At 69.7% G+C, this 26,564-nt stretch carries 14 protein-coding genes; 4 read left to right on the top strand and 10 right to left on the bottom strand.

Annotated elements, in window-relative coordinates:
• Positions 1-112: 112 nt before the first annotated feature.
• On the top strand, positions 113-1,327 hold the full coding sequence (locus ACWDR4_RS40390; protein WP_450415995.1) for a PucR family transcriptional regulator: 1,215 nt from the start codon (positions 113-115) through the stop codon (positions 1,325-1,327).
• Positions 1,328-1,334: 7 nt separating this feature from the next.
• On the opposite strand, the gene ACWDR4_RS40385 is transcribed toward ACWDR4_RS40390, so the two are convergent.
• The 3 genes from ACWDR4_RS40385 to ACWDR4_RS40375 all read right to left on the bottom strand — a co-directional run bounded on the left by ACWDR4_RS40385 (position 1,335) and on the right by ACWDR4_RS40375 (position 12,041).
• Positions 1,335-2,006 (bottom strand): hypothetical protein, encoded by a 672-nt coding sequence (locus tag ACWDR4_RS40385; protein ID WP_450415961.1) that lies wholly within the window; start codon positions 2,004-2,006, stop codon positions 1,335-1,337.
• A gap of 18 nt (positions 2,007-2,024) precedes the next feature.
• Entirely contained in the window at positions 2,025-11,198 is a 9,174-nt protein-coding gene (locus ACWDR4_RS40380) for a SpvB/TcaC N-terminal domain-containing protein (RefSeq protein WP_450415959.1), read from the bottom strand.
• A 249-nt stretch (positions 11,199-11,447) separates the two neighbouring features.
• A complete protein-coding gene (locus ACWDR4_RS40375) occupies positions 11,448-12,041 on the bottom strand; it encodes a TetR/AcrR family transcriptional regulator (RefSeq protein ID WP_450415958.1) in 594 nt (197 codons plus the stop codon).
• A 96-nt stretch (positions 12,042-12,137) separates the two neighbouring features.
• Between ACWDR4_RS40375 and ACWDR4_RS40370 the strand changes: the two genes are divergently transcribed.
• Positions 12,138-13,640, top strand: coding sequence for an MFS transporter (locus tag ACWDR4_RS40370; RefSeq protein ID WP_450415957.1), 1,503 nt, complete (start codon positions 12,138-12,140; stop codon positions 13,638-13,640).
• A gap of 172 nt (positions 13,641-13,812) precedes the next feature.
• Here ACWDR4_RS40370 and serA read toward each other — a convergent pair whose 3' ends face one another.
• The 6 genes from serA to ACWDR4_RS40340 all read right to left on the bottom strand — a co-directional run bounded on the left by serA (position 13,813) and on the right by ACWDR4_RS40340 (position 23,843).
• The gene (gene serA, locus ACWDR4_RS40365) at positions 13,813-15,402 is read right to left on the bottom strand and encodes a phosphoglycerate dehydrogenase (protein ID WP_450415956.1); all 1,590 of its coding nucleotides are present in this window, start codon (positions 15,400-15,402) and stop codon (positions 13,813-13,815) included.
• 250 nt (positions 15,403-15,652) lie between these two features.
• Entirely contained in the window at positions 15,653-16,651 is a 999-nt protein-coding gene (gene ilvC / locus ACWDR4_RS40360) for a ketol-acid reductoisomerase (RefSeq protein ID WP_450415954.1), read from the bottom strand.
• Between the two features lie 136 nt (positions 16,652-16,787).
• Entirely contained in the window at positions 16,788-17,315 is a 528-nt protein-coding gene (gene ilvN / locus ACWDR4_RS40355; RefSeq protein ID WP_053739835.1) for an acetolactate synthase small subunit, read from the bottom strand.
• A 21-nt stretch (positions 17,316-17,336) separates the two neighbouring features.
• The gene (locus tag ACWDR4_RS40350) at positions 17,337-19,184 is read right to left on the bottom strand and encodes an acetolactate synthase large subunit (RefSeq protein WP_450415953.1); all 1,848 of its coding nucleotides are present in this window, start codon (positions 19,182-19,184) and stop codon (positions 17,337-17,339) included.
• Positions 19,185-19,439: 255 nt separating this feature from the next.
• On the bottom strand, positions 19,440-22,490 hold the full coding sequence (locus ACWDR4_RS40345) for a putative bifunctional diguanylate cyclase/phosphodiesterase (protein WP_450415951.1): 3,051 nt from the start codon (positions 22,488-22,490) through the stop codon (positions 19,440-19,442).
• A 402-nt stretch (positions 22,491-22,892) separates the two neighbouring features.
• Entirely contained in the window at positions 22,893-23,843 is a 951-nt protein-coding gene (locus tag ACWDR4_RS40340) for a 2-hydroxyacid dehydrogenase (protein ID WP_450415950.1), read from the bottom strand.
• A 101-nt stretch (positions 23,844-23,944) separates the two neighbouring features.
• On the opposite strand from ACWDR4_RS40340, the gene ACWDR4_RS40335 reads away from it, so the two are divergent.
• Both ACWDR4_RS40335 and ACWDR4_RS40330 read left to right on the top strand, forming a co-directional pair.
• A complete protein-coding gene (locus tag ACWDR4_RS40335; RefSeq protein WP_450415948.1) occupies positions 23,945-24,943 on the top strand; it encodes an aldo/keto reductase in 999 nt (332 codons plus the stop codon).
• Between the two features lie 135 nt (positions 24,944-25,078).
• The gene (locus ACWDR4_RS40330) at positions 25,079-26,260 is read left to right on the top strand and encodes a PQQ-dependent sugar dehydrogenase (protein WP_450415947.1); all 1,182 of its coding nucleotides are present in this window, start codon (positions 25,079-25,081) and stop codon (positions 26,258-26,260) included.
• On the opposite strand, the gene ACWDR4_RS40325 is transcribed toward ACWDR4_RS40330, so the two are convergent.
• Entirely contained in the window at positions 26,248-26,487 is a 240-nt protein-coding gene (locus ACWDR4_RS40325; protein ID WP_450415945.1) for a DUF6191 domain-containing protein, read from the bottom strand. The two genes, ACWDR4_RS40330 and ACWDR4_RS40325, sit on opposite strands and share 13 nt — an antisense overlap.
• Positions 26,488-26,564: the final 77 nt, after the last annotated feature.

Genomic DNA, 26,564 nt, shown 5'->3' with positions numbered 1-26,564 from the left:
GGGGCACCTCCACAAAAGGCCGGTAAACGGAGAACCACCGTGAAACCTAAGGATCCCTCCGATCGTGAGCCATCGACAGCTGTCACGCATCCGTGCCGCAGATCTCAGACAGATGTATGAAGGGGGCCGAGGAGCAGGGGAGAATGGGCGCGTGACGGCCGACTCTGCATCCTCCAACCACACCGGTGACTACCAGGACCTGGTCGACGAGATCTCCGAGCTGCTCGGGGCGCCCGCGACCCTGGAGAACCGGGATTTCGAGCTGATCGCGTTCGGCGTGTACGACAGTGAGGGTGAGCTGGACGAGTCGGCGCTGGACCCCGTACGTACGCGCTCGATCCTGACCCGGCGTTCGACGACGGTGGTCCGGGAGTGGTTCGAGGGCTTCGGCATCACCCGGGCGACGGGGCCGGTGCGCATCCCGCCCACCCCGGAGGCGGGCGTCTACCGGGGACGGATCTGTCTCCCCGTACGCCATCGGGGTGTCGTCCTCGGCTATGTCTGGCTGCTGGACGACGACCCGGGCCCGTCGGACGCCCAGCTGGCCACGGCCATGGAGGTGACGGCACGGATCGGCGCGCTGCTGGCGGACGAGGCTCAGCACGGCGCGGATCTGACCCGGGAGCTGCGGGCCGTCCTCACGGCGGAGCGCGACTGGCAGCGGGACACGGCGGTCGCGGAACTCCGTACGGCGCTCGGCCCGCGAGCCGACGTGCCCCACACGCTGATCTGTGTGGCCCCCTGGTCGTCGTCCGAGGCGCCCTCCGTGCGTACGGTGCAGGGCGCGACGGCTCTGTGCACGATGCCGTGGGGGACGTCGGCCCAGTCCCTGGCGGTGCTGCTCCGGCTGCGCGCACCGGACACGCTGACGCCGGCGACGACAGCGGCGGGGCGATTGCTGGAGCGGGCGGGTGAGCGGGGCGGGGCGGGTGTCGCGACGGCTCGGGTCGGGCTGGCGGAGCTGGGGGCGGCCTGGCGGGAGGCGTCGGCGGCGGCGCGGGCGGTGGGCGCGGAACCCGGGCTCGGCCCGATCGCGGAGTGGCGCACGATCGGCCCGTACCGCCTCCTGACGGCCCTCCCCCCGGACGCGACCCACGACCCGGCGGTCACCCCGCTGCTCTCCCCCGCCCATAGCGAACTGGCCCGCACGGCCGAGACGTACCTCGACTGCGCGGGCCAGGCGACGCGCACGGCGGCGGCCCTGGGAATCCACCGCCAGACCCTGTACTACCGCCTGTCGCGGGTGGAGCGACTGACGGGGCTTGATCTGGACGACGGCGAGGACAGGCTGTTGCTGCACATGGCGCTGAAGGGGGCGCGGCTGTGACGGGAAGCTACTCGGCCAGCCCCGCCCGCCGAAGTTCCGTCAGTTCGGACAGCCACCGGTCGAATTTCTTCGACCGGCGTGGGGCAATCGCGACGATCGAATCCCAGGGCCTCGATTCGAAGCGGCCGACAGCGATTTTCGCGTAGCCCGGAAGGTCCGACACATCCATTCCGGAGAAACTCTCCCTGCGCAGAAGGAACTGTGTTTCCTCGTCGCGGCGGACCAGTTCACCCGGAACGTAGGAGAAGTCCGCGTCGACGAAATTCGCCTGCCTGATGTCAAGGGCCCATTCCACATCCCGGTAGGCGGCTCGCATCCCGTCCACGAGGCTCTGCCGGACCTCCGCCGCCAAGGCGGAATGGGGAGGTGTGGTGACGACCCTCCCGATGTTCCCGCGCAGCGTGACCCGCTCGAACAGGCACGCCTCCAGAAGCAGCCCCCCGGCGACCGTGAGCCCGTCGACCAGGACGTCCTGGAAGCGAACGCCGTGGGCGCCGCAGTTGTCCACTTTGCAGCGGCGCGACTCGACGTCACGGACCACTAGTCCGAAGCCGGGGTCGTCGAACTGGGCGATCGTCGACCCCACCCAGGTGCAGCGGGACAGTCCGGCACCGCCCAGGATTCCGGACCCCCCGATGATCTTCTCGGACCGGAAAGTGACGTCATCCACGTGCTTCATGAGCGACATGGTGCCACCTCACTGGAAGACGTCTTTCGCGTACTGGTTGGACACTGTCGGGTAGTCCAGAATCTGATCGCGCGTGGTGATGTAGTCACGGTTCATGTGATCCCGAATCGACGTCGCACTGGAACCCGTGACGTCGATATTCACGTACTCGTCCCCGTCCTTGATCTTGAAATCGGGGACCGTCTGGCCAGGGGCGGATGTACCCAGGTGGGTGATGTTGGGGTCGGCGACGACAGCGGGGTTCTGGGCAGTGGCCTTCTCGATGTCACTGCCTATGAACCTCTTCTGGAGGTCCTCCCGCTTCTGACCGGCCGCGATCTGGCCCGGGCTGAGGCGTGCCCTCACGTCGCTCGCGGGCCGTGCCGCGGCCTCGGTCACCGCGTCCTTGATCCGCTGGTAACTGGCCTTGCCGGCATCGGTCTTGCACGGTCCCGTGTTGTGGACGAGGACCGGCGAGCCGCCCACCAGCACGTAGTACGTGTGCAGGTCGCCGACCGTCAGGTTGTGCACCTGCTGCTTCTGGGCCGTCCAGGGCTTGACCGCGGTGACCTGTACGTGGGTGCCCGCGCTGGTGCGCAGCCACATGCCGGACTTCAGGTCCCCGGCGTCGAGCCAGCGCCCGAGGTCGTCGACCCAGAAGGGGTGTCCGTCGGTCGCGGTGACCGAGGCCGTTCGGTCGCCCTTGTCGCCGTCCACGTCGACGGTGATCCTGACCAGGTCCTTCTCGCCCTGGCCGGCGATCAGATGGGTGACGGGTTTGCCCGCTGTCCGATCCGATCCCGGTCCCGATCCCGATTCCGGGTCCGTGGACAGGACCAGGTCGCCGGTCTCGACGTCCTCGATGGGCTTCGCCGAGCCGTCGGCCATGAGGACTTCGGTGCCGGGCACGAAGCTGTTGCAGTCGCTGAGGTCCTTGCCCTTGGCCACGTACCGGTAGGCGTCCCCCGCCTTGTCCGCGACATAGGAGCCGACCCGGCCGACGGCCTTGACCTTGCCGCCGACCACGTCAACGGCCTTCTCGGCGAGGACCGGTGCCGCCTCCAGTGCGGCGTCGCCGAGGGTCTTGCGGCCGGCGGCGACGTCCTGGGCGGTGTTGTAGACGGTCTGGCCCGCCTGGTAGGCGCTGTAGGCGGTCATGCCCCAGCCGACGAGCTTGGCGCCGGCGATGAGCACGGGGATGAAGACGATGTTGCCGTCGGGGTCGACGCTCCCGACCGGATTGCCGTAGGCGTAGCCGTACGAGTTGAGGTTGGCCGAGTTGTAGACGCCGCCGTTGCCCTCGCCGTTCAGGTAGTCGCCCATGATCGGGTCGGGTGACTGCCACAGGCCGGTCCGGGAGTCGTAGTAGCGGGCCCCGTGGTACGTGTAGCCGGTCTCCTTGTCCAGTTCCTTGCCCGAGAACTGGTACGGGTTGTCCGACCCCTTGTTCTCGTCGACCCAGACCTCCCCCGACGGGAAGTAGTCGAGGTGTTCCGCGATCCGGCCCTTCTCGTCCGTGCCGTACGACGTCGAGCCCAGGTGGTCGCCGTGGTAGTAGAACTGGTCCTTCTCGTAGAACACGGCGGGCTTCACGGTCTTCGTCGCGATGCGGGTCGTGCCGACGAAGACGTGCTTGAACTCCTGGAGGCCCCGTGCCGAGTAGTTCTGGTTCGGGTAGAGGGTCGTCTGCGCGCCGTCCTTGACCACGCGCTGGCCGTCCGCGTCGTACAGGAAGCGGACGTTCGGCGACTTGCCGGGCTTGTCGCAGGACGACGGGTCCTGGTCGACCGTCTCGTACTTCCACAGGTCGTGGACGCACGCCAGCCGGTTCGCCTCGTCCCAGACCTGCTGGCGGCGCGGGTGCCCGAAGGTGTCGGACCGGTTGTCGACCTGGTTGCCGTTGGCGTCGTACGAGAAGGACTCCGAGCCCACCCGTGAGGGGGCGTGCGGGCTCTCGCCCTTGTAGGCGTAGCCGTTGGTGTAGGTCGTGGCCTTCTGTACGTGCTCGTAGCCGTCGTCGACGTCGCCGAACACGATCGCGTGGCGCTGGGCCTTGGCGGTGATGTTGTGGATCGTGTCGTACGTGGTCGACAACGAGTACGTGTCGGTCTTCTTCTTGGCGAAGGCGTACGAGCCGGTCGCCTTCGTCAGGCGGTACAGGTTGTCGTACTCGTACGTCTGGACGGTCGGACCGCCCGGCTCCGAACCGCTCGTGACGGGTTCGGTCGCGTTCTCCTGACGGGTGAGGTTGCCCACCGCGTCGTACGTGTAGTTCAGGTTCTGGAAGGAATCGCCCTTGGGCAGCGCCGAGTCGAGCGCCGCCAGCCGGCGGTCCTCCGCGTCGTACGTGTACGTCGTCGAGGTGCCGTTGCCCAGCTCGATACGGGTCCGCTGGCCGAACTTGTCGTAGTCCAGGGACTTCAAGTAGTCGTAGCTGTAGTGCTTCTTCTTGCCCTCGGCCGCCGTTACCTGGCCGCCGCTGTCGTAGGTGTACTCCAGCTCCTCGCCGTCGGGGTACGTCATCGACAGGACCCGGCCGAAGCTGTCGTAGCGGTAGCCGGTCGTGAAGACGCTGGTCGAGTGGAGGGGGCCCGGAAGCGTGCGGGTCTCCTCGACGACCTCACCGAGGGGGCCGTACTCCCGCTTCACCACTCCCGCGGCGTCCTCGATCTTCGTCACCCGGCCGGCGGCGTTGTGCTTGGCGCCCGGATCGCCGTACGTGTAGCGGACGTTGTTGTCCTTGAAGACCGGGTACTTGATCTCCTCCAGCCGGTTGACGTCGTACTTGTACTCGATCGCCTTGTGCTTCTTGGCCAGGTTCGCCGTGATCGTACGAATCACGTTGCCCGACGGGTCGTAGACCGTCGTGGTGCGGCCCGTGTCCGGGGAGTCGACGGCCGTGCGGCGGCCGAAGTCGTCGTACTCGCTCTTCGTGGTGTTGTGCTTGTTGTCCCTGACCTTCGTCAACTGGCCCAGGGCGTCGTACTCGTAGGACGTCCAGACCGGCGCGTCGTCCGTCTTCGCGCCCGGTTCGCGTACGGCGGTCTTCTGCTGGCGTACGTCCGCGTAGGCGCGGGTCCGGTTCTCCTTCGCGTCGGTCGCCACCGTCTCGAACTGCGTCTCGCCGGCCCGGTCCTCGCCGAAGCCGTACTCCAGGGTCGCGACCGTCCCGTCCGGGAGTTCGGTGCGCAGCGGGCGGTCCAGGATGTCGTAGGTGACCGTGGTCGGGCGGACCGTGTCGACGTCCGGGTTGTAGACGGTGTTCGCGTCGCCCTTCGGCTCGGTGACCGGGTAGTACTGCTTCACCGCCCGGCCCAGCTCGTCGTGGACGGTGCGGCCGGAGACCGTCATCACGTCCTTGCCGTTGACCTCCGCGTCCTTCTTCGTCTGGACGACGCGGCCGAGACCGTCGACGAAGGTGACGGTGTCGATCGTGTCGTCCTTCACCTTGCCGTGCGCGTCACGGTCCAGGTGCCGGGTGACGGCGTAGGGGACGGTCGCCTCGGGGCGGTACTCGAAGGCGATCGTCGGGATGTCCGCCTTGTGGTCGCGCGGGCCGGTCACCGAGGTCACCCGGCCGACCTGGTCGTAAGTGGTCCTGACCTTCTGGTCGTTGATGTCCACGGACTCGGTCGGCAGCCCGAACCTCAGGTCGTACGAGCCCGTCGAGCGGTAGCCGAAGCTGTCCTTCGTCGCCGTCACGTACGTGCCCGTCGGGCCGTCGTACTCGTACTCCAGCCGGTAGCGCTCACCCCGGTGGTTCTCCGGCTCCCGTACGGACTTCAGGGTGCCGTTGTCGTGGTACTCCAGGTCGGTGACCGCGTCCTTGCCGGAGTACTCCAGGTCGGCGTCGGCCTCCTTGGCGTGGATCTGGTGGGCGGTGTGGCGGGTGATGTCGCCCGTCGCGCAGTCCACCTCCGACTCGCGCGAGCGCATCTTCTCGCCGCCGCCGAACACCTCCACCGCGCGGGCGATGCCGACGATGTGCGTGTCGGCGCACTCGGTGTACCGGGTTCGCGTCTCCACGTCGTCGGCGGCGCCGGGTTCGCCGTAGTCGACCGTGCGGGTCACATTGCCCAGGTCGTCGTACGACAGTGCGCTCGACGTGCTCTTGCCGGGTTCCGCCTCGCCCTCGTACCAGCGGGACTCGGTCTTCACCAGGTGCGGGAAGAGGGTGGCGCCGGTGGAGTCGCCGTCGGCGGGCTCGCCGGTGGCGACGTCCCGCAGGGCGTAGGTGTTCACGGTCTCGGTGAACAGGGCGCCGGTGCTGTCCGCCGCCGTCTGACGCTTGACCAGGCCGCGCGTGTAGTGGCCGGCGGTGTCGTACTCCGTGGCGGAGGCGCGCTGCCCGTCCTGGGTGGTGGTGACGGTGCCGTAGCCGCGGAACTCGCGCTCCAGGCGGTCGAACTCGCCACCCTGGTAGGAGAAGGCGAGCGCCTGGGTGTCGGCGCCGTCGCCGGGCAGGTTGTCGTGGACCTTCGCGCCGCTCAGCAGCCAGCGGGTGCCGGGCTGGTCGTAGGTGTTGCCGTCGCGCGTGTAGTCGAGGTCGATGCGCGAACCCAGCGGCCGGGACACGGACTTGAGGAGGTTGGTGCGGTTCGTGCGGTTGGCGGCGACGGTCAGCTCGTTGTCCTTGGTGGACGCGAGGTGGTCGGCGAGCCCGTCGCCGTCGATGTCGCGCAGCATCTGCTCGGCGCGCGAGGCACCGGTGGAGACGTTGACGCCCGGGTTGACGATGATGCAGGCGGTGATGAACAGCGGGCAGAACGCGACGGTGAAGTAGGCGCCGCCGCCGAGCCTGGCGTTGGAGTCCTCGTTGATCCCGTTCAGGCTGCCGTTGAAGGGCACCGGGTCGGCGAACCCGGCGCCGGTGTTGAGCGCGACCCTGATCGGGTTGCCGGTGAGGACCCGGTCGGCGAGGCCGTCGCCGTTGACGTCGGCGAGGGAGTTCTTGGTGGACGACGAGGTCTGGTCGAAGGAGGCGCCGCCGCCGAAGGCGTAGAAGTCGGTGTTGAAGCCGATGTTGAGGCCCGAGCTGGAGCTGGTGCCCTCGTTGATCCTGCCGCCGGGCCAGGGTTCGGCGGCGGCGAAGCGGTAGCCGAGGTTGAGGGCGGCGCGGCCGTCCTCGTACACCCGGTCGGGCAGGGAGTCGCCGTTGATGTCCAGCAGGTCGAAGCGGCCGTCGGACTTTCCGGTGCCCAGGTTGCCGCCGACGCCCAGCGGGGGCATGTCGTTGCCGGCCGTCGAGGTGTTGGCGGTGCCCGAGGCGGGCGGGGCGGCGTGGCCCCGGCCGGTGGTGATGGTGCGGGCGGCGCTGCCCGCGCTGGCGTTGCCGGTGACGTTCTCCGACTCGCGCACGGAACCGCCGGGCACACTGCCCTTGGTGGCGCCGAGCACGCCGGTCGGGTCGGTGTACTGCACTCCGGCCGCGCCGACGACGTCGGGATAGCCGTCGCCGTTCATGTCGAGGTAGTCGAGGACACCCTTGGAGGTGCCCCGGGCGACGCTGCCGCCGACACTGCCCACGGGGCCGCCGATCGACCCGGTCAGCGAGATCTGCCTCGACTCCGAGATACGGGGCACGCCCTGCACGGAGACCAGGGCCTCCGCGGTGGGCAGGCCGATGGTCTGGCCGCCGTAGCGCGAGCTGGCGACCTTCCCGGGGGCCACCCAGACGTCGCCCGAGGACCAGCGGCCATGCTCCGGGTCGGGGGTGAACGGCACGACGTCGGGCGGGGTGACGCGCGGGTCCTGCTCGAACTCCTCCAGGTCCCGCTGCGGGTCCACGTCCTCGGGCAGCCGGTCGGGGATGGACTCGCCGGTCAGGTCGGCCTGTCTGACGGGCTGTTCGGCGCGGTCGCCGTTGCCGTTGTAGCCGACGGCGGACCAGCCCCGGTACGGGCGGGCGAAGACGCCCTCGACGGCATGGGTGTGCACGGTGGCGGCGACCAGGTTGTCCGAGTCGCCGTTCACGGTCACCTGCGCCCCGGTGACGCCTGAGCCGGTGACGTCGAAGTACAGCTCGTCGCCCGCCTCGGCGTCCACCTGGAACGACGGCTCCTCGGCGCCGAGTTCCACGGTCCGCTTCGCGAGCAGCGCGCCGCGCTTCTTGACCGTGAGGACGGCGGTACCGGAGTCGCCCTCGACGCGCGGAGCGACGGTGAGCGTGCCGCCGGGGGCGGTGTACGGGCGCTGGACGGCTCCACCGGTCGTGTAGGTGTCGATGTCGTACGGCGGGTTGAACCGGGTGTCGCCCTCGACGTCCTCGGCCTGGGTGTACTCGCCCTGGGGCGCCCATTCCAGCTTGCTCACGTCGACCGGCGAGTCCGCCTTGATCCGCCAGGACAGCTTCTGCCCCTTGGTCACGGTGATCGACGTGTCGACGGCGAAGGTGCCGGTGTCGGCGGCGTCGATGGTCCGCTCGACCACCGGATCGCCGTCCCGGGTGATCAGGACGGTGACGTCGTCGGTGAGCGCCGCCGTCTTCGTCACATCACCGGTCAGCCGCAGGGTGCCGTCCACCGGCGCGTCGACGCTGCCCGCGCGCCCGGCGAGGGTGAAGTCCCGGGACGCGGTGTACGAGTGCAGCGACAGCCCGTTGGCGTCGGCCGCCTCGAATCCGGTGTACGCGATCGCCGGGTCCCACGCGACCTGGTCGGCGGCGCCGTCGAAGACCGAACCGACCCGGAAGTACAGCTGCTCGCCCCGCCGCACCTCGATGGCGTCGACGCCCTCGGGGGTGCGCTCCGTGTGGTCGCCCTCGGTGATACGGGCCGACCACAGTTCCCGGTCCTCGTGCTGGACGGCGATCCGCACACCGTCGGGGTCGGCGAACTCGGGCAGCGCACCGGCGACTTCCTCCAGAGCCACGCTGCCGGTGACGGCCACGGTCCCGTCGTACGGCGCCGTCCAGCTGCGGACCGAGTCCACCAGCGGGAACGAGGCGATCCGGCGCTCCCGCTCGGCGGCCAGATCGGGCAGCACGCCCGCCGCGTCGACCGGCCCGGTGCCGATCGGCACGGGGGTGTCGGCGGCCGACCCGTAGGTCACCTCGCCGTCGGCGCCGACCCGGCCGAACAGCACGGCGGAGCCGTTGACGAGGTCCACGATGCCGTCGGCGTTGACGTCGGTGAAGTAGCGCTGGGTGGTGGAGACGGTGCTGACGTAGTCGAGTTGCTGCGCACCCCCGAAGTAGCTCTCGATACCGGCGGTACGGCTGCTCGCGGACTCGCGCAGCAGACCCGGCAGGTTGTGCAGTGCGGTCACTGTCTCGGCGAACCTCGGTTCACCGCCGGGGCGGGAGAGGTTCTTGCGGAAGACGAAACCGCCGCCCCGCTCGAAGACCTTGTCCGGCAGGTTGTCGCCGTCCACGTCGAGCAGGGCCAGCATCCCCTCGTCGGTGGAGCGGCTGTAGCCCGCCTTGGCCCCGACGGAACCGCTCTTCGAACGGCTCGCGCCGACGCCGACGTACAGGTGCCCGCCGGCGGCGGCGGAGGTGTTTCCGCTGAGCACCCCGGCCTCACCGGCGCCCGAACGCACGCCGTTCACCCGGCCGTTGCGGACGTTGTCGTCCGGCGAGGACCAGTCGACCCGCGCGAACGCCTCGTAGGCGCCGTCGGCGTCGCGGATGTCATCGAAGTAGGAGAACTCGTGCTCGGAGAAGACCTTCCCGTCGGCGTCGAGCTGCGCGACGGACTTCAGCAGCGTCTTGTGGAACGCGCCTTCCTGGTACGTCAGTTCATAGCCGCGCACCAACTGGTCCTGGAACCGCACCTCGACCCGGCGCAGCAGGTCCGCGGTCACCCGCTTGAAGCCGGCGCGCGCGTCGATGGACACGTCCGCGCGGCGCGGCTCGCCCAGTTCACGGTCGCGGACGAAGGTGACGGTGTAGGGGCCGTCGCTGTCCCCGAACCCCGTGTAGGCGATCTTCTTCACATACAGCTCGCGGCCCGCGACCGTGCCCCCGGCCACCCCCACGTCCTCGACCGAGGCATAGCTGTAGCGCACGGTGTTGCCGTTCGGGTCGCGCACCTCGCGCAGCGCCCAGGAGAAGATCCGGCCCTCGTCGTCCGCGAGCACGGCGCCCTCGCCGCCGTAGACATAGCGGACACCGGACTTGTCGGTGACCTCCCAGCCGTACGTCTGCGGCGAGTCACCGGTGCGGACGATCCGGGCAAAGCCGCCCTCGACCCGGGTGTGGAAGACCTTGTCGCCCTCGCTGCGGGGCCGCGGCTCGGACCGGTGGGCGACCGGGGTGAGCTGCTCGCCGCCGAGGACGTACGTCTCGGTCTCCCGGGCCGCGTCGTAGCGCGGCACGCCCCAGCGGGTGTCGACGGACACCGACGGCGAGGTCAGATCCCAGCCGGTGCCCAGCCAGCTGTCGGAACCGGCCGAGGAGTAGCCGATGGACAGCGAGGGCGCGAGGCCCTGCCGCCCGCCCGGCAGCTCCAGCGGGTACGAGAGCCGGGCCTCGCCCTGGTTGTTGGCGGCCGGCGCGGAGATCTGGTTGACGCCGGTGGCCGGGTCGGCGGCCTTGATGCCCTTGATCTGGTTCGGGTCGTGGCTGACCTGCTCGGGGCCCTCGGGCGCGGTGACGGTGGCGTTCACCATGTCGGTGAAGTGGTTGGTACGCGAGACGACGACCTGCTTGTCCTCGTCGACCGCGATCCGCTCCAGCGCCTGCCAGCAGTCGGCCGCCTCGTCGAAGTAGAAGGTCTGTACGTCGTTCGGCGTGAGCCCGGCCGCCTGCACCGCCACCGGGTCGTACGGCAGGGTCACCGTGAGGTCGGTCGCGAAGGTGTGCGGGGTCGGCGTGAACCGGTAACCCCGGGGCCCCTTGGTCATGTTGTCCATGCCGGAGCCGAGGCTCGGCAGGCTGCTCTCGGTCAGCGGCTGGACGCCGATCTCGGTCGGCCGGTCCACCGCCTCCGGCGCCAGCGCCGCTTCGGCACCGTCACGGGCGACGACCTTGGTGACCCCGGTGCCCGGAACGACCCACTCCGTCGTGACCGGGGCGGACTCGGCGGCGATCGGCCCCTTCTCCGCCGCCTCGGACCCCGGAACACAGCCGCCCACCGGCTGCGCGTCGGCAACGGGCACCGGGTCGTCGGCCCGCCAGACGCTGCCGGACAGCAGCGAGACCAGCAGGGCGATGCCCAGCAGCAGCGGAATAAAGCGTCTGTGTCCCCACACCCGACCGGCCATGACCAGCCCCGACCCTTCGCAGCAACGGCGAACTCGGAAGTTGTTCCTACACACAACCCACACACAGGCCACACCTAGCGCACACGAATCCTGGTGGGTGGCATGCACGCGCCACTAGTAAAGAATCCGTCAACTCTGCTCAGTGCAGGACAGCAACGGCGCGGGCGGGCAGGGCGGAAGAACCGGAGGTCACTTGCCAGTGGAAGGCTCGGAAGGCATCCGCCGGACGTGGCGGAAAACGCACACGGGTCACTTACGGCCGTCTGCGGCGGCCCCGATCACCCGCCGCAGCCCCTCGGTGAGCTGGTCCGCGGTCGGTGCCGTGGCCGGATCGAAGACGTACTGGCAGATCAGCCCGGTCATCAGGGTGTTGTAGAACTGCCCGACGGAGTCGACGTCCCCTTCCGGCACGTCCTCCTCGCGGCCCCCGAAGAAGAGCGGGATGAGGCCACGGGCGGCCTCGCGCTGGGCCAGCGCCAAGTGGTCGCGAACCGCGGGCAGTTGGTCCCCCATGGCCACGATCTCCACACTCAGACGCCACATCGAACCCGGCCCCTGCATGGTGGCGATGATGTTCGACCAGACCTCCTGGAACCGGTCGAGCGAACCGGGTTCCGTGTCGCCGCCACTCGCCTCCGCGGCGGGAAGGAAGTCGTCGGAGAGCCCCTCGATCAGGGAGACGTACGCCTCCGCGAGGAGCTTGTCCTTCGAGCCGTAGTGGTAGCCGATCGACGCCAGGTTGGTCACCGACTCCTTGACGATGTCGCGCGCGGTCGTGCGCACGAAGCCCTTCTCCAGCAGGCAGCGCTTGGCGCCTTCGAGCAGATCCTCACGGTGTCCCATGCGCCCACCCTACCCACGATCCATACACCCGTCCTAGACAAACGATTTATACGTCCGTCATAGACACCCGTTTAAAACGCCCGTACATTGCTCGCCATGACGAACCAAACCTGCACGACGACCTCCCCCGGCCCCCGAGCCGGCCGCCGCGAATGGACCGCGCTCGGCGTGCTGATGCTGCCCCTGCTGCTGGTCTCGATGGACGTCTCCGTCCTCTACTTCGCGGTCCCCGCGATCAGCGCGGACCTGGCACCGACCGGCACCCAGCAACTCTGGATCTTCGACATCTACGCCTTCGTCCTGGCCGGCCTGCTGATGACGATGGGCTCCCTCGGCGACCGCATCGGCCGCCGCAGGCTCCTCCTCATCGGCGCCGCCGCCTTCGGCGCGGGCTCCCTGCTCGCCGCGTACGCGAACAGCGCCGAGACCCTCATCGCGGCCCGCGCGGTCCTCGGCATCGGCGGCGCGACCCTGATGCCGTCGACGATGGCCCTGATCCGCACGATGTTCCGCGACCCAGGGCAGCGCGCCAAGGCGATCGGCATGTGGTCCGGCGTGATGACCGGCGGCATCGCCCTCGGCTCGGTGATGAGCGGCCTGCTCATCGAGTACTTCTGGTGGGGCTCGGTCTTCCTGGTCAACCTGCCCGCGATGGCCCTGCTCCTGATCCTGGGCCCGGCCCTGCTCCCCGAGTCCAAGAACCCTGCCCCCGGCCGCTTCGACCTGCTCAGCGTCCCCCTGTCGATGACGGCGGTCCTCCCCGTGATCTACGGCCTGAAGGAGATCGCGTCGGACGGCTGGTACGCGAAGTACGTCGTCTCGGTCACCGTCGGCCTGTTCTTCGCGTACCTCTTCGTCCAGCGCCAGCGCACGGCCGCCTCGCCGCTCATCTCCCCCGTGCTGTTCCGGGGGCGGGGCTTCGGCCCGGCCGTCTCCCTGAACCTGATCTCGGCGTTCGGGATGATGGGCTCGGCGTACTTCACCACGCAGTACCTCCAGTCGGTGCTGGGCAAAAGCTCCCTGGAGGCCGCACTGTGGGGCCTGCTGCCGACGGTCCTGGTCGGCGTGGCCGCTCCGCTCGCCGCGGCCCTGGTCCAGCGGGGCGTACTGCGCGCCCACGTCGTCGCGGGCGGCTTCGTGACGGCGGCCTGCGGCTACGGCCTGCTGGCCCTGGTGGGCACCGACTCCCTGTGGCTGGTGCTGGCCGGCGCGGGCGTCCTCGCGGCCGGCATCGTCACCGTGATGTCCCAGATGATGGACCTGGGCCTGAGCACCGCCCCGGTCGACAAGGCGGGCACCGCAGCTTCCCTGCTGGAGACGGGCGCGGAGTTCGGCGGCGCGCTGGGCATGGCCGTACTGGGCTCGATCGGTACGGCGGTCTACCGCCACGAGATCCCGACGTCGGCCCCTGCCGAGGCCCACGAAACCCTGGGCGGCGCCCTGGCGGTGGCCCACCGACTCCCGGCGCGCACGGGAGACGCGCTGGTCACGGCGGCGAGGGAGGCGTACGCCCACGGGATGCAGGCGGCGGCGGTCGCGGGGGTGGTGGTGTTGCTGGGGGCGGCGGTGCTGGCACTCAGGTTGAGGGAGAGCAACTGAAAACGCCGGACGGGTTGAGTCACCTCAGCCCGTCCGGCGTTCACGTGGAAGCCCGGCCCACAGCACCTTGTCAGCGTCGCTCAGGCAATCTCAGCCCGTCCGGCGATTGAGGACGAGGCCGTTCGGGCCGAAGCGGGGGCCTGGGGGCGGCAGCCCCCAGACGACGGTCACCTCAGACCAGGTTGACCGATCGAGCGGACGTCGCGCCGATCTCCTCGGCGACCTCCGCCAGAACCCCGGGCTCGACCGTGTCGTCGACGGTCAGGACAGCCAGCGCTTCGCCACCCGCCACCGACCGGGACACCTGCATCCCGGCGATGTTGATGCCCGCCTCACCGAAGACGCGCCCGACCGTGCCGACGACACCGGGCCGGTCGACGTACCGGAGGACGACCATGTGGTCGGCGAGCGCGAGATCGACGTCGTACTCCCCCACCGCGACGATCTTCTGGTGGTTCTTCGGACCGGCCAGCGTGCCGGAGACCGACACCTCCTCGCCGGTGCCGAGCGTGCCGCGCACGGTGACCACGTTGCGGTGGTCGGCGGACTCCGAGCTGGTCGTCAGCCGTACCTCGACGCCGCGCTCCTGGGCGAACAGCGGGGCGTTGACGTACGACACGGTCTCGTCGACGACGTCCTCGAACACGCCCTTGAGCGCGGAGAGTTCGAGCACCTTGACGTCGTGCTGGGTGATCTCGCCGTACACCTCGACATCGAGGCGGACCGCGACCTCGCCCGCGAGCGCGGTGAAGATGCGGCCGAGCTTCTCGGCGAGCGGCAGACCCGGCTTGACGTCCTCGGCGATAACCCCACCCTGGACGTTGACCGCGTCCGGGACCAGCTCACCGGCGAGCGCGAGCCGCACCGAGCGGGCGACGGCGATACCGGCCTTCTCCTGCGCCTCGTCGGTGGAGGCACCGAGGTGCGGGGTGCAGACGACCTGGTCCAGCTCGAACAGCGGGGAGTCCGTGCAGGGCTCCTTCGCGTACACGTCGAGACCGGCGCCGGCGACGCGGCCCTCCTTGAGCGCCGAGTACAGCGCCTCCTCGTCGACGATCCCGCCGCGCGCGGCGTTCACGATCCGGACGCTCGGCTTGACCTTGTGCAGCGCCTCGTCACCGATGAGCCCGACCGTCTCGGGGGTCTTCGGCAGATGGACGGTGATGAAGTCGGAGACCTCGAGCAACTCGTCCAGCGACAGGACCTTCACGCCCATCTGCGCGGCGCGCGCGGGCTGGATGTAAGGGTCGTACGCGACGACCTTCATACCGAAGCCGGACATGCGCTGCGCGACGAGCGCACCGATGCGGCCGAGGCCGACGACACCGAGGGTCTTCTCGGCCAGCTCCACGCCCGTGTACTTGCTGCGCTTCCACTCGCCGTTCTTCAGCGCGGCGTTGGCCTGCGGAATGTGACGGGCGGTGGCGAGCAGGAGACCACAGGCCAGTTCGGCGGCGGTCACGATGTTGGAGGTGGGGGCGTTGACGACCATCACGCCGGCCTTGGTGGCGGACGGCACGTCCACGTTGTCCAGGCCTACGCCGGCTCGTGCGACGACCTTCAGTTTCCGGGCGGCGGCGACCGCTTCCGCGTCGACCTTGGTGGCCGAGCGGATCAGGATCGCGTCGACATCGGCGATGGCAGGGAGCAGTTCGGCTCGGTCCGCTCCGTTGCAGTGCCGGATCTCGAAGTCCGGGCCGAGCGCGTCGACGGTCGCGGGCGACAGCTCTTCAGCGATGAGTACGACAGGTTTCGAGCTCACGTGAGTCCTCACTCAGTCCTTTGCGGACGGCCGTCCCGACGGCCGCAGGCGGTGGAGGGGCTACCGCGTGGAAGACGCACGACGCTGTGGGCCTGACGCGAATGTAGTACGGCAGTGTAGTGGCGCGGCGAGGGCGTTCTCCCGCCTGCGCGGAAGGATCACCCGCACGTGCCGAATCCAGCGGGACTCCGGGCACACAGTCAGGCCGTGACGCCGGTGAACCACCGGCGTCACGGCCCGACCGACGGCGTCACGCCTCGTCGTCGACCCACGACATGAGCTTGCGCAGCTCCTTGCCCGTGGTCTCCAGGAGGCTCTGCTCGTCCTGCGACTTGTACTCGTTGTACTTCTTCAGACCGCCGTGGTACTCGGCCATCCACTCACGCGCGAAGGTGCCGTCCTGGATCTCGGCGAGGACCTTCTTCATCTCCGCCTTGGTGGCGTCGGTGATGATCCGCGGGCCGGTGACGTAGTCGCCCCACTCGGCGGTCTCGGAGACGCTCCAGCGCATCTTCTCCAGGCCGCCCTCGTACATCAGGTCGACGATCAGCTTCAGCTCGTGCAGGCACTCGAAGTACGCGATCTCCGGCTGGTAGCCGGCCTCGGTCAGCGTCTCGAAACCGGCCTTGACCAGCGCGGCCGTACCACCGCAGAGAACAGCCTGCTCACCGAACAGGTCGGTCTCGGTCTCCTCGGTGAAGGTCGTCTTGATGACGCCGGCGCGGGTGCCACCGATGCCCTTGGCGTACGACAGGGCCAGCGCGAAGGCGTTGCCGGTCGCGTCCTGCTCGACGGCCGCGATACACGGAACGCCGCGGCCCTCCTCGTACTGGCGGCGCACGAGGTGGCCCGGGCCCTTGGGGGCGACCATGCAGACGTCGATGCCGGCCGGGGGCTTGATGAAGTCGAAGCGGATGTTCAGGCCGTGGCCGAAGAACAGCGCGTCGCCCGCGTTGAGGTTGTCCTTGATGGACTCCTCGTAGACCTGGGCCTGGATCGGGTCCGGGACGAGGATCATGATGACGTCGGCCTCGGCGGTGGCCTCGGCGGGGGTCACCACGCGCAGGCCCTGCTCCTCGGCCTTCGCCTTGGACTTGGAGCCCTCGTGCAGACCGACGCGGACGTCGACACCCGAGTCACGGAGCGACAGCGCGTGGGCGTGGCCCTGGCTGCCGTAACCGATGACCGCGACCTTGCGGCCCTGGATGATGGACAGGTCGGCGTCGGCGTCGTAGAACAGCTCGGCCACTTTGGGTTCTCTCCTTGAGTGCAGGTGTTGCGTCCCACCGTATGACGGCGGGGGGAAGTGAAGTTCGGGGGTCTCGCAATACGGGCGGCCGACGACCGACGGCCGCCCGTGATCAAACAGGTCTGCGGGTCAATGCTCAGGCAGACCGGTCCAGCGCGCGCAGCGACCGGTCGGTGATCGAGCGCGCGCCGCGCCCGATCGCGATCGTGCCGGACTGCACCAGTTCCTTGATGCCGTACGGCTCCAGCATCTTGAGCATCGCGGACAGCTTGTCGCTGCTGCCGGTGGCCTCGATGGTGACGGCCTCCGGGGAGACGTCGACCGTCTTGGCGCGGAACAGCTGGACGATCTCCACGATCTGGGAACGCGTCTCGTTGTCGGCGCGCACCTTCACCAGAACGAGTTCACGCTGAACGGCCGAGCCGGATTCCAGTTCGACGATCTTCAGCACGTTGACGAGCTTGTTGAGCTGCTTGGTCACCTGTTCGAGGGGCAGTGCCTCGATCACGTTGACCACGATGGTGATGCGGGAGATCTCGGGGTGCTCGGTGACGCCGACGGCGAGCGAGTCGATGTTGAAGCCGCGCCGGGAGAACAGGGCGGTGATCCGGGCGAGGACACCTGGCTTGTTCTCGACGAGGACGGAGAGGGTGTGCTTGGACATGTCTCTTTACGTCTCTCTCGCTCAGTCGTCTTCGTTGTCGCCGAAGTCGGGGCGGACGTCCCGGGCGGCCATGATCTCGTCGTTGGAGGTGCCGGCGGCGACCATCGGCCACACCATGGCGTCCTCGTGGACGATGAAGTCGATCACGACGGGGCGGTCGTTGACCGAGTTCGCCTCCTCGATGACCTTGTCGAGGTCGTCGGGGGACTCGCAGCGGATCGCGTAGCAGCCCATCGCCTCGGACAGCTTCACGAAGTCGGGGACGCGGGTGCCCTTGGCGTCCGGATTGACGTCGCCCGGGCCCGAGTGCAGCACGGTGTTGGAGTACCGCTGGTTGTAGAACAGGGTCTGCCACTGGCGGACCATCCCGAGGGCGCCGTTGTTGATGATGGCGACCTTGATCGGGATGTTGTTGAGCGCGCAGGTGGTGAGTTCCTGGTTGGTCATCTGGAAGCAGCCGTCGCCGTCGATCGCCCAGACCGTACGGTCCGGGGCGCCGGCCTTGGCTCCCATCGCGGCGGGAACCGCGTAGCCCATCGTTCCGGCGCCGCCGGAGTTCAGCCAGGTCGCGGGCTTCTCGTACTGGATGTAGTGCGCGGCCCACATCTGGTGCTGGCCGACGCCCGCCGTGAAGATCGTGCCCTCGGGGGCGAGCTGGCCGATGCGCTCGATGACCTGCTGCGGGGAGAGCGAGCCGTTGTCGGGCTGCTCGTAACCCAGCGGGTAGGTCTCGCGCCAGCGGTTGAGGTCCTTCCACCAGGCGGTGTAATCGCCGGCGTGGCCCTCGCTGTGTTCCTTCTGCACGGCCTGGACCAGGTCGGCGATGACCTCGCGGGCGTCCCCGACGATCGGGACGTCGGCGGCGCGGTTCTTGCCGATCTCCGCCGGGTCGATGTCGGCGTGGACGATCTTGGCGTGCGGGGCGAAGCTGGACAGCTTGCCGGTGACACGGTCGTCGAAGCGGGCTCCGAGGGCGACGATCAGGTCGGCCTTCTGCAGCGCGGTGACGGCGGTGACCGCACCGTGCATGCCCGGCATTCCCACGTGCAGCGGGTGGCTGTCGGGGAATGCGCCGAGCGCCATCAGGGTGGTGGTGACGGGCGCTCCGGTGAGTTCTGCGAGGACCTTCAGCTCGGCGGTGGCCTTGGCCTTGATGACACCGCCGCCGACGTACAGGACCGGCCGCTTGGCGGCGGTGATCAGCTTGGCCGCCTCGCGGATCTGCTTCGCGTGCGGCTTGGTCACCGGGCGGTAGCCCGGCAGGTCGGTGACCGGCGGCCACTGGAAGACGGTCTGGGCCTGGAGGATGTCCTTGGGGATGTCGACCAGGACCGGGCCCGGGCGGCCGGTGGAGGCGATGTGGAACGCCTGCGCGATCGCCTGGGGGATGTCCTCCGCCTTGGTGACCAGGAAGCTGTGCTTGGTGATCGGCATGGTGATGCCGACGATGTCCGCCTCCTGGAAGGCGTCCGTACCGATCGCCTTGGACACGACCTGCCCGGTGATCGCCACGAGCGGCACCGAGTCCATGTGCGCGTCGGCGATCGGGGTCACCAGGTTGGTGGCGCCGGGGCCGCTGGTCGCCATGCAGACGCCGACCTTGCCGGTGGCCTGCGCGTAACCGGTGGCCGCGTGACCCGCGCCCTGCTCGTGGCGGACCAGCACGTGGCGCACCCGCGTGGAGTCCATCATCGGGTCGTACGCCGGCAGGATGGTGCCCCCGGGAATGCCGAATACCGTCTCGGCCCCGACCTCCTCAAGCGAGCGGATGAGGGACTTCGCACCCGTGACGTGCTCGGGGGCGGACTGCTGTCCTCCGGAACGGGGCCGCGGCTGCGGGTGATGGGCCCCGGTGGCCTGCTCGGTCATCGGCATTCTCTTCTCGATGCTGAGGGTTTTTGCGAGTTTTGTGCGGTGTGCGTTGTGATTTTGTCGCGGTCCGACTGGTGTCGGTGCAACAAAAAACCCCTCGTGCCGTGAGGCAAGCGAGGGGAGCGCGCCGGGTGCGGTCGCTGGGAGTTCCGGGTCCGTCCGAAACATTCACCAGCGTCAGCCGACGCGCTTTCCAAGTACGAGAATTCGGGTGCGCATGGGGTCGACCCTCCCCCCGGCACGCACCGACTGTCAAGTGGGTGGGACGGGAGTCTCATTATGTGAGCGGAGGGCCGTTCCGCCCCCGAGAACGGCGGGCACACCCGTGCTTGCGGACACAGTTGTACTGGCGGACACACCCGTACTTGTGTACACCCCGGAGCCGCCCCCCGCGAACGCGGGCTCGGCCGGGCCGTTGGGCACGGGATAGCGGCCCGTGGACAAGGCCCGGCGCAGCCGGTACTCGTCCAGCGGCCCGGAGAAGGCCATGCCCTGTCCGTGTGTGCAGCCCATCGCGCGCAGGGCGATCACCTGCTCCGGCAGGTCCACGCCGTCGGCCACGGACTGGAGCCCGAGGTCGTTGGCGATTCTGAGCAGCCCGCTGGTGATCTTGTGCAGCCGCGCGGACTCGACGACGCCCTCGACCAGCCCGCGGTCGAGTTTCAGTACGTCGACGGGGAGCCGTCGCAGTGCCGTGATCGCCGCGTAGCCGCTGCCGAAGCCGTCCAGCGCGATCTGTACGCCGAGCCGCCGGAAGGCGTTCAGCCGGCGCTCCAGCTCGTCCAGGGAGACCCGGGGGTCGGTGTCCGCCAGCTCGATCACCAGGGCGCCGGTGGGGAGCCCGTGCCGGGTGAGCAGGGTCTCGATCGATCCGAGGGGCAGGGAGCGGTCGAGGAGCCGCCGGGCGCTCATCCGGACGGCGACGGGTACGGCGAGCCCGGTCGCGGCGCGTTCGGCGGCCTGTTCGACGGCCTCCTCCAGCATCCAGCGGTCCAGCTCGGCGGTCTTGTCGCTGTCCTCGGTGACGCGCAGGAACTCGGCGGGCGTGAACAGCACGCCCTGGGAGGAGCGCCAGCGCGCCTGGGCGGCGACCGACGTGATCCGGCCGTTCTCCAGGGCCACCACCGGCTGGTGCAGCAGCGCGAACTCGCCGTCGTGCAGTGCGGCCCGCAGCCGCGTGGCCAGCTCCGCCTTCCGTACGACGTCCTGCTGCATCTGGGGCGCGTACAGCTCGACGCGGCCCTTGCCGGAGGCCTTGGCGCGGTACATCGCCAGGTCGGCGTTGCGCAGCAGCTCGCCCGCGCCGAGACCGGGCTCGGCGAAGGCCACGCCGATGGAGGCGTTGACCCGGACGTCGTTGCCGTCGATGTCGTACGGCTGCGAGAGGGTGAGCCGCAGCCTGTCGGCCAGTTCCATTATGTGGCGCTCGCGGGCGGTACGGTCCCGGGTGCCGTCGCCGACGATCAGGGCGGCGAACTCGTCGCCGCCGAGGCGGGAGGCGGTGTCCCCGTACCGGACGGAGTCCTGGAGTCGGCGGGCGGCCTGGACGAGCAGTTCGTCCCCGGCCTGGTGCCCGATCGTGTCGTTGACGGCCTTGAAGCCGTCGAGGTCGATGAAGAGGACGGCCGTGCCGCGGTCGGTGGAACGACGGCCGGACAGGGCCTGCTGGACGCGCTGGGTGAACAGCGCGCGGTTGGGCAGGTCGGTGAGCGGGTCGTGCTCGGCGTTGTGCTGCAACTGGGCCTGGAGCCGCACCCGTTCGGTGACGTCCCGGCTGTTGAAGATGAGGCCGCCGTGGTGCCGGTTGACCGTGGACTCCACGTTCAGCCAGCCGCCGTCGCCGGACTTGAAGCGGCACTCGATGCGGGTCGTGGGTTCTTCGCCGGGGCTGGCGGCGAGGAAGCGGCGCACTTCGTGCACCACGCAGCCCAGGTCCTCCGGGTGGATGAGATGGGCCAGTTCGGTGCCGACGAGGTCCTCCGCGGACCGGCCGTAGACCCCGGCGGCGGCCGGACTGACGTACCGCAGCATCCCGCTGGGAGCGGCGATCATGATGACGTCGCTGGAGCCCTGGACCAGGGAGCGGAAGTGGTTCTCCTTCTGGGCCAGTTCCTGGGTGAGGGTGATGTTGTCGAGCAGCATGATGCCCTGGCGCACGACGAGCGCGAGGACGACGGCGCCCGCGGTGATGAGCACGACGCGGTCGGGGCTGCGGCCGTTGAGGACGTTGTAGAGGATGCCCAGCGTGCACACCGCGGCGGCCAGATACGGCGTGAGCGCGGCCAGCGAGCCGGTGATGGGCCGGGTGGCCGGATACCGGCTGTGATCACCGCCCGGTGCGGGCGGATGCCCTTGCCCGGGGGCGGACGGGTGGCCCTGGCGAGGCGCGTGGACCATGTGAGACGTGTGAGGCGCGTGCTGGTGTCCGCTGGGACGGCCACCGGGGCGCTGCTGTCCGGGGAGGTGCTCGTGCACCACGCGCGTGTGCCCGCCGGATTCACCGGGGCCTTCGTGGCCGGAGCCCACCCATGGCGCGTACGCCAGCAGCAGCGAGCCGGCGAACCAGCCCGCGTCGAGCAGCTGGCCCGAGTGGTAGTTGTTGTGCATCAGGGGCGAGGTGAACAGGGCGTCGCAGCCCACGGTCAGGGCGAGCGCGCCGATCGCGGTGTTCACCGCCGAGCGGTTCACGGTGGAGCGCCGGAAGTGCAGCGCGAGGACCATGCTGACGAGAGCGATGTCGAGCAGCGGGTACGCCAGCGACAGCGCGGTGTGCGCGACGCTCGGCCCGTCGAACTTCGCCGTCTGCGCCAGGGCGAGGCTCCAGGACAGGGTGAGCAGCGAGCCGCCGATCAGCCAGGCGTCGAGGACCATGCAGACCCATCCGGCCTTCGTCACCGGCCGCTTGGCGAGGACCAGGAGTCCCACGATGGCGGGCGGGGCGAAGCACAGGAAGAACAGGTCGGCGAGGCTGGGGCTGGGCACGTCCACGTCGAGCACGACCTCGTACCACCCCCAGACCAGGTTGCCCAGGGAGGCCATGGCGGACGACAGCGCGAACAGCAGCCAGGCGGGTCGAAAGCGGATACGGCTGCGGGCGTAGAGGAAGCAGGACACGGCCGCTGTGGCCGCCGCCGCGCTCAGCCCGAAGTCGCCCATGATCAGGGCGAGTCGGGGGGAACCCCAGCCGAACGCGGAACCGACGGCGTATCCCGCGCACACCAGGGCCAGTACGAGTTGCGTGACCAGGTTCGTCCCCCCACCGGAGATCGGCCGGCGGGCCAGCAGTGCCCCAGGGGAACTCACCGGACCCTCCGGACCCGCGCCGCTCCCGCGTCCCGCGTGACCCGGTGCGGCGGGTGCGCGGCGGGTGCCGGGGGCGCGGTGTGCGGATGCCTCCGGCGACCGCTGTGCCGGCGGTGGTGGTGATGGCTGCTGTGGCCGCGTCTGCGCGCGGCCGTGCGCCAGGGTCGCCGTCGGCGGCCCCGCCGCGTCGGATCGTTCGCCCATAGGCCGTGCATCGCCCGTCGCCCCCCTCACAGTCTGAAATGTCCAACCCCGGCGCCGAACGGTACGCGGCGCAGCCCCTGTCGGGACGATACACCAGTCTCGTCACTCAGGGACATAGTTCCTCTACGCTCCGTGACGGCCGGCGGCAACACGGACACACCTCGCATCCGGGGGAATGCGGAGGGTGCCCGAACCGGACTACGTGTCGCTCGTCCCTGTCGTAAGGATCACGTTCCGCAGCGGCTCCTGGTTCATGAAACGACTCAACTGGTCCACCAGCAACCGCTCGGCGCGCGGCCGGAACGCGGAGGTGGGGCCGCCGACATGGGGGCTGATGAGCACGCCGGGCGCCTGCCACAAGGGGTGTCCCGGCGGCAGCGGTTCCGGATCGGTGACGTCGAGGGCGGCGGTGAGGCGTCCGGACTCCAGCTCGGCCAGCAGTGCCTTGGTGTCGACGACAGGCCCGCGGGCCACGTTCACGAGCAGTGCGCCGTCCTTCATGCGCGCCAGGAAGTCGCCGTTCACCAGTCCTCTCGTCTGATCGGTGAGGGGCGTGGCGAGGATCACGATGTCGGCTTCGGGCAGCAGGGCGGGCAGTTCGGTGAGCGGATGCACCGGTCCGCGCGCCGTGGTGCGCTCAGAGCGCGCGACGCGCGCCACCCGCGCGAGCTCGAAGGGCGCGAGCCGGTCTTCGATGGCGGCGCCGATCGACCCGTACCCGACGATGAGGACGCTCTTGTCCGCGAGCGCCGGCCGGAACCCGCCCAGCCACTCCCCCTTGTCCTGCGCCCGCACGAAGTCGGGGATGCCGCGCAGCGAGGCCAGGATCAGGGCGAGGGTCAGCTCCCCGGTGCTCGCCTCGTGCACTCCGCGCGCGTTGCACAGCCGTACGCCCGGGTGCAGTTGCCCGAGCCCCGGCTGGATGTTGTCGACTCCGGCGGACAGCGTCTGGAGCACCTGGACGCCGGTCATGTCCGGCAGGGGACGTACACACACCTCGACGGGCTTCATGTACGGCACCACGTAGAACGCGCAGTCGGCCGGGTCCCCCGGGTAGTCGTGATCGCCGTTCCAGAAGAGGTAGTTCGGCCCCTCGGGGAGGCCCTCGATCTCTTCCGGCGGGATGGGAAGCCACACGTCAGCAGTCATGGTCACGAGGCTAGAGCCTGGGCCGTGGATCGGTCCTGGGCGAACCCCTGTGCGTGCAGAGGTTAGGTTTGGGGCGCAGGGAGAGAGAGGTTCACGACCAGGTGGAGCGCAGGACGATCGGCGCGGCGGCGCTCGAAGTGGGGGCCGTGGGCCTCGGGTGCATGCCGATGAGCTGGGCGTACAGCGCGTCCCGGCAGCGCGGCGAGGAGTCGGTGCGGGCCGTGCACCGGGCCCTGGACGAGGGCTCGACGCTCCTGGACACGGCCGACATGTACGGCCCGTTCACCAACGAGCTGCTGGTGGGGCGGGTGTTGAGGGAACGGCGCCCGGACGCCTTCGTGTCGACGAAGGTCGGTCTGCTGGTGGGCGATCAGCACATCGTGGCCAACGGCCGCCCGGGATACGTGAGACGGGCGTGCGACGCGTCACTGCGCCGCCTCCAGACGGACGTCATCGACCTGTACCAGCTGCACCGCGCGGACCCGGAGGTTCCCGTCGAGGAGACCTGGGGCGCGCTGGCGGAACTCGTACGGGCCGGAAAGGTACGGGCGTTGGGGCTGTCCGCGATGGGCGCGCGGACCGGGCGCCGGTCGCAGGCGCGGCTGTACGACGCGACGATCCGTCAGTTGGAGCGCGTGCAGCAGGTGTTTCCGGTCAGCGCGGTGCAGGCCGAGCTGTCGGTGTGGTCGACGGAGGCGCTGGAGACGCTGCTGCCGTGGTGCACCGCGCGCGGGGTGGGCTTTCTGGCGGCGATGCCATTGGGCAACGGTTTTCTGACCGGGACGCTGACGCCGGGCGGCGGCTTCGAGCCGGAGGACATCCGGGCCCGCCACCCCCGCTTCACGGCCGAGATGATGGCCGCGAACCAGCCGATCGTGGCGGGCCTGCGCCGGGTGGCGGCCCGCCTCGGTCCGGAGGTCACCCCGGCCCAGGTGGCGCTGGCGTGGGTGCTCGCGCAGGGCCGGCAGGTGGTGCCGGTACCGGGGACGAAGCGGGAACGGTGGGTGGCGCAGAACGCGCGGGCGGCGCAGCTGCGGCTGTCGGCGGCGGATCTGACGGAGGTCGCGGGACTGCCCCGGGCGCAGGGATCGTGGGACTGATACGGGTGGATAGGTAGGGAAAGGAGGGAAGTGGGTACCGCGGGAACCCGGGTCGGGGCATCAGGCTTCGGCGATCGGGAACTCGTGGGGCGCGAGCGGTGTATGACAAGGAGAACGTGCCGCGTCGAAGGGACCATGATCGTGCAACGTCGAGCTGTGACGGCCGTACTGGCCGCAGCCACGCTCCTGCTCACGGCCGGCTGCTCCTCCGACGAGGGCGGAGGAGGTGGCTCGGGCGGCGACGACACCGCGTCACCGAGCGGTACGAGTACGCGGTCGACGTCGTCGCCCTCCACGCGGGAGACCGAGGAGGCCCCACCCGCCAAGGGCACGGTGAAGGTGCTGCGGACGGTCACGGAGGACCTGAAGAGCCCCTGGGGCCTCGCCCCGCTCCCGGACGGCGATCTGCTGGTCTCCTCCCGTGACGAGGGCACGATCACCAGGGTCGACACGGAGACGGGGAAGAAGACGGAGCTGGGCGAGGTGCCCGGTGTCTCCCCGGCCGGCGAGGGCGGCCTGATGGGCCTGGCCCTCTCCCCGTCGTTCGCGTCGGACCACATGGTCTACGCGTACTTCACGACGGAGTCGGACAACCGCATCGCCCGCATGCTGTACGAGGAGGAGAAGCCGGCGGGCGAGCAGCTGGGCGCCCCGAACACGGTCTTCCGGGGTATCCCGAAGGGATACATCCACAACGGCGGCCGGATCGCCTTCGGCCCGGACAAGATGCTGTACGCGGGCACGGGCGAGAGCGGTGACACCGGGCTGTCCCAGGACAAGTCCTCGCTGGGCGGCAAGATCCTGCGGATGACCCCGGAGGGCGAACCGGCCCCGGGCAACCCCTTCCCCGACTCCGCGGTGTACTCGTACGGCCACCGCAATGTGCAGGGCCTCGCCTGGGACTCCGAGCAGCGGCTGTTCGCCTCGGAGTTCGGCCAGGACACCTGGGACGAGCTGAACCAGATCGCGCCGGGCGACAACTACGGCTGGCCCGAGGCGGAGGGCGACAGCGACGACGACGCCTTCCACAACCCCCTCGCCCAGTGGCGCACGGACGACGCGTCCCCGAGCGGCATCGCCTACGCCGAGGGCTCGATCTGGATGGCGGGGCTGAAGGGCCAGCGCCTGTGGCGCGTCCCCCTGGACGGCACGGAGGCCTCGGCCGACCCGCAGGCGTTCCTGGAGGGCGAGTACGGCAGGCTCCGTACGGTGGTGTCGGCGGGCGGCGACAAGCTGTGGCTGGTGACGAGCGCGACGGACGGGCGGGGGTCGCCGAAGGACGGGGACGACCGGATTCTGGAGCTTCAGGTGTCGTGAGGGGGCGGCTGATCGGATTGGGCCGGCTCTTCCGGCCCTACCGGCTGCTCCTCAGCCTGCTCCACCTGCTCGGACCGGCGTACGACGACCTTTCCGGACGCGAGGTCTATCGGGCCGCGTCCGGGGTCGCCGTCGCCGACGTCCTCTCGGGTCAGTTCCAGGCGGTTCTGTTCGTCGCGGGTGTGTTTGCGTCCCGGTGCGAAGAGCTCCTCGAACATGTTGAACACGGGGCCTCCCCTGGGCCTGGGTCCCTAGGGCCTGTCGTCACATTCCCGTCCTCCGGGCGGACGACGGGAATGTGACG

The organism is Streptomyces sp. NPDC000878, from assembly GCF_053599695.1.
This window is presented reverse-complemented; position numbering and strand designations above follow the sequence as displayed.